10 protein-coding genes and 1 pseudogene are annotated in these 12,478 nt (G+C 38.4%); 4 read left to right on the forward strand and 7 right to left on the reverse strand.

What is annotated here, in order from left to right:
• Window positions 1-1,137: 1,137 nt before the first annotated feature.
• Window positions 1,138-1,332 (reverse strand): heavy-metal-associated domain-containing protein, encoded by a 195-nt coding sequence (locus tag H6G08_RS31710; protein ID WP_190550443.1) that lies wholly within the window; start codon window positions 1,330-1,332, stop codon window positions 1,138-1,140.
• A gap of 4 nt (window positions 1,333-1,336) precedes the next feature.
• Window positions 1,337-1,503: pseudogene (locus tag H6G08_RS38855) on the reverse strand (DUF305 domain-containing protein); the annotation flags it as partial.
• A gap of 101 nt (window positions 1,504-1,604) precedes the next feature.
• Between H6G08_RS38855 and H6G08_RS31720 the strand changes: the two are divergent.
• Both H6G08_RS31720 and H6G08_RS31725 read left to right on the forward strand, forming a co-directional pair.
• Complete coding sequence (locus H6G08_RS31720; RefSeq protein ID WP_242046356.1) at window positions 1,605-1,793, forward strand: RtcB family protein; 189 nt, start codon at window positions 1,605-1,607, stop codon at window positions 1,791-1,793.
• Between the two features lie 327 nt (window positions 1,794-2,120).
• The gene (locus H6G08_RS31725; protein WP_190550445.1) at window positions 2,121-2,420 is read left to right on the forward strand and encodes a hypothetical protein; all 300 of its coding nucleotides are present in this window, start codon (window positions 2,121-2,123) and stop codon (window positions 2,418-2,420) included.
• A gap of 3 nt (window positions 2,421-2,423) precedes the next feature.
• On the opposite strand, the gene H6G08_RS38400 is transcribed toward H6G08_RS31725, so the two are convergent.
• Both H6G08_RS38400 and H6G08_RS31730 read right to left on the reverse strand, forming a co-directional pair.
• A complete protein-coding gene (locus H6G08_RS38400; protein WP_277878939.1) occupies window positions 2,424-2,555 on the reverse strand; it encodes a hypothetical protein in 132 nt (43 codons plus the stop codon).
• Window positions 2,556-2,622: 67 nt separating this feature from the next.
• Window positions 2,623-6,867, reverse strand: coding sequence for a beta strand repeat-containing protein (locus H6G08_RS31730; protein ID WP_190550447.1), 4,245 nt, complete (start codon window positions 6,865-6,867; stop codon window positions 2,623-2,625).
• Window positions 6,868-7,037: 170 nt separating this feature from the next.
• Between H6G08_RS31730 and H6G08_RS31735 the strand changes: the two genes are divergently transcribed.
• Window positions 7,038-9,260 carry a CHASE2 domain-containing protein gene (locus H6G08_RS31735; RefSeq protein ID WP_190550449.1) on the forward strand — a complete coding sequence of 741 codons (2,223 nt, stop codon included), beginning with the start codon at window positions 7,038-7,040 and terminating at the stop codon, window positions 9,258-9,260.
• A gap of 85 nt (window positions 9,261-9,345) precedes the next feature.
• On the forward strand, window positions 9,346-9,876 hold the full coding sequence (locus H6G08_RS31740; RefSeq protein ID WP_190550451.1) for a GNAT family N-acetyltransferase: 531 nt from the start codon (window positions 9,346-9,348) through the stop codon (window positions 9,874-9,876).
• Window positions 9,877-10,071: 195 nt separating this feature from the next.
• Here H6G08_RS31740 and H6G08_RS31745 read toward each other — a convergent pair whose 3' ends face one another.
• The 3 genes from H6G08_RS31745 to H6G08_RS31755 form a co-directional block, all read right to left on the reverse strand.
• Entirely contained in the window at window positions 10,072-10,926 is an 855-nt protein-coding gene (locus H6G08_RS31745) for a tetratricopeptide repeat protein (RefSeq protein WP_190550453.1), read from the reverse strand.
• A gap of 526 nt (window positions 10,927-11,452) precedes the next feature.
• A complete protein-coding gene (locus H6G08_RS31750; RefSeq protein ID WP_190550455.1) occupies window positions 11,453-12,019 on the reverse strand; it encodes a hypothetical protein in 567 nt (188 codons plus the stop codon).
• Window positions 12,001-12,309, reverse strand: a complete 309-nt coding sequence (locus H6G08_RS31755; protein WP_190550457.1) for a hypothetical protein — start codon at window positions 12,307-12,309, stop codon at window positions 12,001-12,003. Before H6G08_RS31755 ends, H6G08_RS31750 begins: the two co-directional genes overlap by 19 nt.
• Window positions 12,310-12,478 lie beyond the last annotated feature (169 nt).

Consider the following 12,478-nt stretch of genomic DNA (forward strand, 5'->3'; position numbering starts at 1 on the left):
AAATGAATTTATAATCACAATCAAACTAATATATTTTAATCCTTCGCCCAAAAATAACATATTTTGGGCTATTTTTATCAGACTTTTCTTAACATTCAACATTTCTGCCAAAAACAGTATGCAATTTATTCCAAGATGCATCTGAATTAGCAAATAAATTGAGATATTGATTAATACCAAGTTCAGAGTATAAATCTATCCACTGAAGCTGATTAAAATTATCAGTTGTATGAGATTGATTATTGAGATTATTGAACATTTTTTACTCCGTAATTATGACTTGATAACAATTCTTCAAAAGTTGACTCAAAACCTCTGTGCAAACTTCTCTGTTGCTTTTTCAGAGGCTTTGAAACCCTTATCCCAGCTAAAAAAAGTCACCCTCATCTACACAGCAGCCTCAAGAACGTAAGAACGGCTTCTACTTTGCAATATGCGGACTATGAAAAATTAGCCTTTTTAGCCGGGAGCATCCCAAATGTGCAAAAACGCCCTCACCCTATAAGGGTGGGGCTAGAAATACGAAGCCTGCCTTCGCAGGCTAAAAGTTTGATAGACTGCGAAGGCAGGCTTTGTTGGTATAGCAATACCCTTCTAGGGTATTGCGTCAAAATTGGGATGCTCCCTTTTAGCCTACCTTTTTGGACTGAAACCGGGGTTTTCTGTAGATGTCGAGTTATTGGCGGATGGAGACAACTACGCATAGATGGAGTGTAAATATGCTGAGGATTATTTATATATATCTTTTATAATTGGCAGGTTATGGTAAATTTATGTAAATTTAGTCATAAAACCCCTAATTTTAGTCTTTCCAGCGTTTTGTTCGCTGGTGCTGCTGCTTGCTAGCTAAATGTATGTTTTTAGTTGTGTAAAAGGCGATCGCAATCCTGTCTTCTTCCTCGTCAGTCTGAATTTAGCTTGAACAAAAAGAAGCTTCTCACCGTCCCCCTTCCCTTGTCCTTTTTGTTCGTATATCAAATAGGAATGCTATAGATGTAGGCTTTCACAAATGGCAGATTATTTAACTTGTAGGGGCACGGCACTAGTAAGATTACTCTATACAATAAAAAATTTGGATGCCGTACCCCTAATTTATTGCTCAATATTCAGAGCTAGATTTGCTTACCACAGTACAAATTAAGCAACTGGATAACCAGCAGCAGCCAACGCTTCCCTGATAGCAGTTTCCGAGACTTGAGTATCAACGCTTACCAGCTTAGTTTTAGGATCTGCTTGAATATTAGCATTGGCATCGATGGCTTTAAGTGCATTGGTAATATTGTTTGCACAAGTCGAACAAGCCATATTAGGAACAGTAAGTTTCAGTGTCATAAGTTTAAGATGATTGAAGGGAAATAAAACCAGACCAAGCTTGATACCATTGCTGCATTTGCTGAATTTCAGCAGTTTGCGATTCGATGATAGCTTGAGTCAGATGCATAATTTGTGAGTGAATAGCTGATTTTCAGCCATCCTCGACATCATTACAGCCATTTGGTGATGCTGCTAAGGCTGATCCGTCAAAAATTTTTGACTGATATTCACCTGAGATTCATCCTAAATTCTCCATTTGACTGGAGAGTCCAGTAGGTTTACAAGTTTTTTTGCCAAAATTAATATTTGTTTACAAACTTATTGAGCTTGAGGAAGCACCAGCTGCTTATAAACCAATTCAAGCTGTCATTGATGTACAGGTTGAGGCGGAAATGGTGGGTGTAGTGGCGCGGTTGAGTGCGATCGCTTTTTTTGGTTCACTGGACAAGGAGCGCGATCGCAATCGATCGCTTCTGTAGTAATGTAGCGCTTTGCAACCTAAAAACAAAAAGCCCCCGGTTATTACCAGGGGCGTTCATCTTTATTCCCACTAATGAGGATCGCATCTATCTGGTTTTGATTCAAACCTAGATATGCGATTAATGCATTAAACTCATGCATTAATTGCAATAAGTTAACAAATTAGTTGAATGCAATACAGATTTTGCCAGCACAATTCCTACATATTTTTCTGCGATCGCCATTTTTGGGGAAATAAGCTGGTAAATCTACTCATTCTACGTCATAGATACAGCAGGTTGCACCTAGATGCTGTATGATTTCCCGCAAATGAGAATGAAGATCCCATGAGCGCGATTAGATGTTTGACTTTTTTACTGGTGCTGATGCTTTCGTTGACAGTAGCGCTGCCAGCTACTGCTGCTGTATGCCAAAACTATCATGGACATCGTGTTTGCATTCTCAGTATTGAACGTAGCGCTAAAAACTACTGGGAATACAAAGCCTCTGTGAGCGTAGATGATGTCAAAGAGCCGACGAAAGTTTATAACTGCCGCTCTCAAGTTAAAATTCTTAAAGATGGGACTTTTGTACCATTTGGCGACAAAGACCCAGGTGAACTGATATGTCGTTTCTTTAAGCGGTAATTTTCATCGCTTCTGGGCGTTAAATACACCCCAGATGACCAAAACTGTCAAACTTAAATATGCAGATACAGTTATCCATTCTTGCCAGTCAGTCAATAAACTCAGTTTTGGGTTATCAAAGAGAAATACATTCATGGTGAGCGATCGCAATTTGATGGTCGTTACTCATAATATTTGACATTTTTGATCCTACCTTCATCCTTTAAAGCAGTAATTCTGACTTTGACGAACATTCTCGACTTAATAACAACTTACCATTACCCAGGCGATAAAAACCTTCCGCTTCAATAATCGGATCGCCTTTTTTCCAAGCACGAGAACTAGTTTCTACACCCCTAACCTCACCAGTATTGTAGGTAGAAACTAAACCTTCACCAGGACGATGCGCGGGTAAAGCACCAGCACCTGTAATCATAAACGAATTTTCTTGTCGTTGATTCGCGCGAGAAATGCAACTATTGGCGATGAGTGCATTAGTATCAATTACAGGAAATAACGGAGTAAAGCTATTAGGAATAGAACTGGTATCGGGTGCGTTAATTTTAACTACACCAGAAACGCCTAATTCAGAACTGGCTGTAATATCACTTTGTTGGGTTGGTTTTGGGCGGGCTTCAATACCAAAGTTACCTTGGGAATTGATTTCTACATTTCCACCATTTCCTGTAAAAGAGTCGCTGCTAATATTGCTGTTTTCTTGAGCAGGAGCGACGATGAATTTAGCGTTAATATTAATGTTACCTCCATTGCCACCTAATTTGCTTAATCCCGCAGTTGTGCTGATATTGCTATTACGGCGCAAGAGTAATAAATCTGTAGCATTTAAGTTAATATTGCCACCATTACCAGAGTTTGTTTGCGCAGCAATAATTCCTTCATTGTCTAAATTTACGGTAGCAGTATTAATGTTAATATCTCCCGCATTTCCTTCTCCCGTACTACTAGCGCTCAACCCCCCAGAATTAGTAATCGATAAAGTCCGAGCATTAACATTAATATTACCCCCCTCGCCTTTGCCAGTAAATCCTTCTTCCGTGGTTACTTGTGTGGCAATTCCACTTCTACTACCCTGAGAATTCTTACCATCAAATAATATTGTATCGCCAGCATTTAATCTAATATTACCTGCATTTCCCTGTCCGAGAGTATCAGTCCGAATTTGCGCACCATTTGTCAAAGAAATATCGCCAGTAGAATTAATGGAAACATTCCCTGCATTGCCTTTACCAATAGTAGCGGAAACGAGAGCAGCACCATCAGCTAAATAAACATTATGTCCTTGAATTTCAATATCTCCACCTTCACCTACTGCATTTAGGTAAACAATGGAGTATAAAAAGCTTGTTCCCGAAATATAGATATCACCACCTGATTGAATTGTAATTTTACCAGCATTTCCTTGTTGACCAATAAATGTTGCTATATTACTACTATCTTGAATTTTTATATCACCCAATGTACTTATAAAAACGTTACCAGCATTGCCTTTACCATTAGATAATGTAATTAAATCAGCATCATCAGATAGCTTAAAACTACTGGCTACAATTTCAATATCTCCACTGTTACCTACACCATTTTCTATAACTCCGCTAGATATTGCGCTAACAAATCTTTCACTGCGTCCAGAAACTGTTACAGTACCACCTGCTTGAATTTTAATATTCCCGGCATTACCTATACCCGATGTACCATTACTCAGAAAAGAACCACCTGTCAAGGAAACATTTTCTTTTGTATTTATTGAAATATTACCAGCATTACCTTTACCACCAAGATTGCTGTTAACAAGTAAAGATTCTCCGCTTACAGAAAATGATTTTGCGAAGATTTGAATATTTCCAGCATTACCTTCAGCCGTGTCAGAAACAACACTGAAAATACTGCTTTTATTTGCAATAGAAATATTGTCTGCTGCTTTAACAATAATATTGCCACCATTCCCCTGCCCATTGGTGCTAGCAGCAAAATAGGAGTCATTATCTAAAAGTAATTTGCCAGTCTCTATCTGAATATTGCCACCATTACCTATCTTTCCTGCAGCCGTACTATTGGCAAATGCACTACCATTATTGAGAGATAAATTATCTTGAACTTTAATAGAAATAATTCCAGCATTTCCCTGCCCAAAAGTAAAACCATTAATTGATGCATTATCTAATAATAAGTTTCTAGCTTGAATGTTAATAGTTCCACCATTACCCCTAGCTTTATCAGAAACAGTTGTACTAATTTGAGTGAAATCAATATTATTCGTATTGCTAAGAGAAATTGTTTCAGTTGCTTGAATGAAGATATTACCTCCATTACCTTGCCCAAAGGTATCAGCACTTATTATCCCTTTGTTATCTAAGAATAATTCTCTGGTATTAATGCGGATATCTCCACCTTTACCTACACCATCAAAACTTACATCACTACCAATATTACTAGGTAATTTTACATCTCCCAATTGTTCGGTAAAAATATTACCAAAACCTTCTATATTAATAGTTTCACTGGCGTTAATGGTAATATTACCTGCATTACCTATGCCATCTGTCCCATTATCAATACTTGCACCATTGGTTAAAGATAGTGAGCCAGTTGTGATTTCTATATTCCCGGCATTACCCACACCACCCTTTAATAGATCGCTTTGAATACCAGCAATAGAAGAGCCTACTATCCCATCTAGTTTAATTGAGTCGCGAGCATTAACAGATATATTACCTGCATTACCTTTACCAGAAACTCTAGTAGATATTTGTGAACCACCGAGTAATGAAAGGTTGTTAGTATTTATCCAAATATTTCCACCTTCACCTACACCCTGATTAAATACCCTGCTATCAATCGAACTTTCACTAGCAAAAGTAATATTATTAGCATCAATAATAATATTACCTGCACTACCTTGACCAAGAGTGCTACTGCTAATAAATGCCCCATTACTTGATTGTAAAGAATCTGTTTGTATTTGAATATCTCCGGCTTTACCTGTGCCTTCTGGATTGACAACAGTAGTAATTCGGCTATAAATTCGCCCTGGTTGATCGTTGTTTAAGGTAGTTTCTGTAAAACCATCTAAACTGATAGTATCGCTAGCTTTGATATTAATAGTACCAGCATGGCCTTGCCCTAAGGTTTTGGTGTTGAGTTCGGAACCTTGGGTGAGAACAAGAGAGCCTGTTTGAATGTTAATACTACCACCATTGCCCACACTTCCCTCTTCGGCGGAACTATAAATTTCGCTACTACTTGTAAGGGAAATATTATCTCTGGCTATTATAGAAACTTTACCTGAATTACCTTGCCCAAAGGTACTAGCATCGATAAAAGAATCTTGACTTAAATTTAAGGAACCTGTAGCGATATTAATATCACCTGCTGTTCCCACAGAGCCTTGTCGCACTACATTAGAAATAAAGCTACCATCAGTTAAATTTATGGTGCCTGTGGCGTTAATTTCTATATTGCCACTTTGACTATCTACTGTTCCTAAAGTTTTTTCTATCCCTGCTCTGATTTTACTATCTCCAGCTAAATTTAAATCACGGGTATGAATTTTGATATTCCCACCATTAACGCCGAGAACATGAACTTCTGCGGCTTGATTTAAGGAAACATTTGCCCGTTCTATAGCATCAGCTACAGTCAAACTGATATTATTATCGCCAGTAATATTTAAGCCGATATTTCCCGGTGCGGCTAAACTTGCTAACTCAATATTTCCGCCATAAGCACGAAGATTTCCCCCATCAAGATTGATATTACCACCAACTAACAGCAAACTTTTACTATCCGCTACTCTTAAACCAGTAACATCTTCTGCAATGAGGTTTTTACCAGCCGCAGCTTGGGATCGATTGGTAATTCCTGCATTGGCTTGGATTTGATTAAAGAACAAAGCCGTAGGATTTACCGTCAACAATGGTACAGCTTGGGGATTTGTAGCACTAAAAATTCCCTGATTAGCAAACTGTATTCCGTTTGCAGTTGTTCCCACAAATGAACCTTGCAGATCTAAACTGGCATTATTTCCAAACACAATCCCATTGGGATTAATCAAATATAAATTTGGCTGAGAATTACCAAATATACCCAGCCTTCCCATGATTTCTGAAGGGTTATTACCTGTCACTCGTGCAAATATATTCTGGATATCTGCATTAGGACTAAAGAAATACGCCGCCCTTCCTTCCCTAATATTAAATTCGCTAAAGCTGTGAAACTGATGAATTTGGCGAATAGCACCACCTGTAATCACTTCCTTGGCTTCTCCCTCAAAGTTGGTAATTACTTGCGATGACTCAGCACCAAGGGTGTTATCTGGGATGATATTGCTAGGCTGGGCTAAGGTTTTCCCGGTGAAGATACTGATAGTTAGCCAGCCCAGAAATCCTACCAATCCGAACTGCAAACAATTGTGTAAACCGTATTTTTTCGTCATCGGTGGTGCTTTCATTGATTGTATATGAGTATCTAATGAAACCGCGTAATTAAGCAATATTTACAGTAAATATGCAATAATCTGGTTAGGGCAATACAGTTTTCTGCAATTAATTTTGAATTTCGTTTTGCGGTAGGCAATTTTGCACAAGCACAATACAATAAACAATCATTTGGTCTGGTGTAATGTGGACAAAGCTTAGACAGCAGCTTTGGCAATGGCGTAGCTTGTTGATTATCACTCCTAGCGTTGCGGGATTGGTGATTTTACTACGCTTTACTGGTATAATTCAGTTTTTAGAATGGGCGGCTTTCGATCAATATGTGCGTTTACGCCCCCAGGAACCACCGGAAGATAGAATTGCGATCGTGGGGATTAATGAAGCAGATTTACACGAACTGATTGGACAGGATTATATTCCAGATAAATTTTTAGCTCAGTTATTGTTAAAATTACAAGCGAAAAAGCCTAGAGCTATTGGTCTTGATATTTATCGCGATTTACCTGTAGAACCAGGACATGCAGATTTAGTTAAAGTTTATCAAAATACTACCAATCTGATAGGCATTCACCAAATCATTGGCGCAGGAATTCCACCTTCCCCCATACTCCAAGCTAAGGGACAAATAGGTGCGAATGGTCTACTGATTGATCCAGATGCTAAAGTTAGGCGAGGATTTTTATCAATTCGCGATCGCGAAGGTAAACAAATGTGGAGTTTTGCCATGCTTTTGGCTTTACATTATTTACAGCCAGAAGGAATCAAACCTCCTGATATTAACGCGCCAATTTACCGCATCGGAAAAAGCACATTCCCGGCTTTTACAGGAAATGATGGGGGTTATGTGCGGGCGAATGACAGCAAATATCAAATTTTATTAAATTACCGGGGGCCGCAAAAGTACTTTCACTCGGTTTCCATGAAAGATGTTTTGCAAGATAATTTACCACCAGATTGGGGACGCGATCGCATTATTTTAGTTGGTAACGTCGGTGAAATTTTTGAAGATTTCGTCTTTTCTCCTTTTAATAGCGGTTTTCCCTTGGGTATCGAACGCACAGCCAGAGTCGAAATCCATGCGAATCAAATTAGCCAAATTCTTAGCACTATCCTTAACCAGCGTCCCTTAATTAAAACTTGGTCAGATCCATTAGAATGTTTGTGGATTTTGTTATGGTCAGGAGTTGGTGCTTGCTTAATTTGGCAATTACGCACCGACAGCATGAGCAAAATTTCCTTGCATCAAATTATAGAGCCGTTTTTAGCAGCGATCGCTTTATTTGGCATCACGTTTCTGGCTTTTTTAACTGGTTGGTGGATACCAGTTATCCCCCCATTGTTAGCTTTAAGCGGAAGTGCGATCGCTATTACAGCTTACCTCGCCCACAGCGCTGGTATGATTCGCAAAACTTTTGGGCGTTACTTAACTGATGAAGTCGTCGCGAATTTATTAGAACAGCCCGATGGGTTGAAGCTGGGAGGCGAACGGCGGAATATTACAATTTTAACATCCGACCTCCGAGGATTTACTGCCATATCCGAACGCTTACCCGCCGAAGAAGTAATCAAAATTATCAATCTTTACCTGGGATACATGGCTGATGTCATTACCCAGTACCAAGGAACCATTGATGAATTCATGGGGGATGGTATCTTAGTGTTATTTGGCGCTCCCACCAGTAGAGAAGATGATGCCATAAGAGCGATCGCTTGTGCTGTATCTATGCAATTAGCAATGGAACCAGTGAATCAAACCATGCAAGAACTAGGATTACCACATTTAGAAATGGGAATTGGGATTAATACTGGTGAAGTTGTTGTAGGTAACATTGGCTCAGAAAAACGCAGTAAATACGGCATAGTTGGCGACCAAGTAAACCTAACTTATCGCATTGAATCTTATAGTATTGGTGGGCAAATTTTAATTTCTGAATCTACCTTAAAACAGGTAGAGTCATTAGTCAGAATTGCTGGACAAAAATCAGTCCAACCCAAAGGTGTGAAACAACCCATAACTATTTATGAAATAGGCGGAATTGCGGGGAAATATAATCTTTATTTACATAAAGCAACAGAAATATATTTAACTTTATCTGCACCTTTATTTTTGCAATATACAGTTTTAGACGGCAAACATATTGATAGTAATATTAGTACAGGTAAGTTAATAAAACTTTCTGATAAAGGAGCCGAAATTTACCTTGAGGAAAATTCTGTAATATTAGCACCATTGACTAATATTAAACTTAACTTACTCCTGCCTAATAGCGAACTATTCAGCGCTGATATGTATGCTAAAGTCTTAGCGCAAACCACAGCGAATAATTATTACATTCACTTTACAAATCAGCCGCCAGAGGTTGAGCAACAATTGCAGAGAATTTACCAATCCCTGAAATCGCAATAAATATTCCTGTAGGGGTTTAGCACTGCTAAACCCGCCATAGTGCGGATCTATTGACACAACAAAATCAAACCTAATTGAGAAAACAATGGTAACTCTTGAAACAGAACGATTGCTGCTGCGCATGTTCCGCGAAGAAGACTTTGAAGATTATGCAGCGATATTTAGCGATCGCCAAGTAACCCGTTATCTTGGTGATGGTGAACCATTATCACGGGCTACAGCTTGGCGTAGCATGGCATTTATCGTCGGACATTGGCAACTGCGCGGCTATGGAATGTGGGCAGTTGAAGAACGTCACAGTGGGGTTTTAATTGGTAGAATCGGCTTTTTCAACCCTGAAGGCTGGCCGGGATTTGAAATTGGCTGGACGCTAAAGCCTGCTTATTGGGGAAAAGGTTACGCCACTGAAGGAGCAAAAGCCGCACTGAATTATGGTTTTAGCAACTTAGATAAAGACCATATTATCAGCCTGATTTACCCTGAGAACATCCGATCGATTAAAGTTGCGCAACGCTTAGGTGAAAAACTGGAAGACAAAACCACACTTTTCGATAAAGAAGTTTTAATTTATGGCATCAGCAGAGAAACATGGCAAGCCAAAATAATTTCTAATTGATTAAATTCTGAATCAACACAGGTGTAATACCATTTCGATATGAAGATGCATATTATTAGCCTGCGGAGGCAGGCTTTGTTTATTTAGCCCCACCCTTGAAGGGTGAGGGCGTTAATGTGCAACCTCACATAGAATTTGTATGACGGAATACTATATGTATGAATATATCCGTCACCTAGTGTAATTATTGTTTTTTTAATTCATCTCATTTGGGCAAAAATGAGATTGTTCAAACTTCACTCCAGGATTAAGTTTTGCATGAAAATTAATTCCAGATTTACCTTTATTATTTACTGAATAAGCTGCAACTAAATTTGCCATTTTCCCATCTGTGAAATGCACTGTACTATTTGAGGAATCAAATACATAATTTCCACTGCCAAAATTATTAGAAGAATACCTACCTCTACCATCAAGCTGGATTTTACCCAAGGGGCTAGGGTTAGGCTGAGGAAGAACTATACCTCCCGGGCCAGTGAAAACAGTTAAATAATAGCAGCTGTAAGTTCCTGCTAGTGCTGGTTGAGTAATTTCTGAATTGGCTGTAACAGAACCATTATTTGTTAATTGTTGAATTATTCTCGTGACTTTTTGAAAATTTTTTTCATCACCTTGACTTTTAAACAATCGAGATGCTGCTTTTAAATCTGCAATACCCCTTTGTTTATCTCCTTGTTTAATATAAGTGAGACCTCGACCAAAGTAAGCAGTAGATACATATTTACTAGATAAATTTTTATCTATTACCTGGTTAAAATAACATAGCGCTCTAGCATAATCTTTATTTTCTAATCTTTGCCAACCATTTTTTATAAGAAATTCTTGTAATTCGTGAACATTAGAAGGACTAGGTTCTGCAATGTCTCTGCTTACTGCATATACATCTTCTAATGTTGAAGATTCTGATGCTTGTAGCGAACATTTCATTGATTCACCAAGATTATGAAAGACATCTTTAAAGGTACGTTGTCCGTAAGCCGGAATAGACGCAAAAGTTAAAGCAGTTAAGGTTATACAGCTTCCGAAAGTTTTCCAGATTAAACGCTTCATATTGTTAACTCTTTCTTATTTATCGATAAAGTCCATAGGTAGTATCAACTTCACACAAAACCTTTGTCCCGCAAGGAACTGAAGTTCCTTGCTCATAGCAAAAGTCATCTTTAGATGACTAGATATGTAGCAAAATCTTGAGTCTACTTTAGTAGGGGCGGGTTCACAGATCATTGGTGTCAACTTAACGTGAAACCCTCATCCTAACTGGCTCCCATGCTCTGCGTGGGAGCGATGATCCTGAGGCTCCGCCTCAATTCATCAGCTTTCGAGGCGGAGCCTCGCAATACGCATTTCCAGCCGGAGGCTAGAAACGAGATAGAGAAAGGTTTTGAGCTTAAGTTGACACCAATGGTTCACAGATATGCTCCAATAATTCACGACTATCTCGCTTAACCCGCCCCTGCTTTGGCTATTAGCCTGAGAATTCATTCTCAGGCGGGTGACAAAGCTAAGAGAGAGGCTATTTTTAGATTAAGTTGACACAGATGAACAATGTTGTGCCCTTACGATAATCTGTACTTTTTTAAGTATTAACTTTTGGGCAATAATGGGACTGGTCAAAATTAATTCCCGGATTAAGTTTTGGCTCAAACCTAATTTTCGGATTACCATTCTCATCTATAGAATAAGCCGCAACTGCATCTGCCATTTTTCCATCTGTGAAACGCACTATTCCCTTGGAGGAATCAAAGATATAATTGCCAGTGCCAAAATTTTTAGAAGAATACCTACCTCTACCATCAAGCTGGATTTTTCCCAGTGGGCTAGGTGTAGAAAGAGGTAAGGTTCCAGGTCCCATTAATCGCATTAAGTAATGGCAACTGTAAGTTCCTGCTATTGATGATTGAGTACTTTGGGTATCGGCTGTAACAGAAGTATTATTTGTTAATTGTTGAATTATACCAGTAACTTTTTGGAAATTTTTGGCATCACCTTGACTTTGAAAAAGTTCTGCTGATTTTCTTAAATCAGTAAGAGCTTCTTGTTTCTTTCCTTGGTTTTTGAGAGCTATTCCACTACCAAAATAAGCATAGGGAAGCAAGCGAAATTTATTTGGAGATTTATCCACCATTAGTAGCATTTTTGCCATAAAAAATGTGATTCTGCTTCTTTATGTTTTTGATCTTTCAATGCTTGAGAACCCATTTTTAAAAGTTGTTCTGGAGTATATAATCCTTGTTTTGGAGGTGGTAGCTTTTCTGCTACTTCTTGAATAGTTTCACTATTTTTTTCAATTACATTGCGGACAAATTCTTCTATTGAAGAACCATCAGCATAAAGTTTTCCATCATTAGTTTGTGCATTCACAGGAATAGAAACAGTAGTCAGTGCAGTTAATGCTATACAAACACCGAAATATTTCTTGCTTGAACGTTTCATATTTTTAACTCCTTGTGGTTTCTTGCTAGTTGCATGTATCTCCCTGTATGGGGAGAATATATAAAAAATTAAGGAAAAATTGACTGTGAATTTAATGTGAGTTCGATTTACCTCTCACCAAACCATCTTTGACAGAGAAATTGGCTTCAATTTCCTGACTTTTATAGGT

It is taken from the genome of Calothrix anomala FACHB-343, assembly GCF_014696435.1.
In the GTDB taxonomy this organism is placed as follows: Bacteria; Cyanobacteriota; Cyanobacteriia; order Cyanobacteriales; family Nostocaceae; genus Aulosira; species Aulosira anomala_A.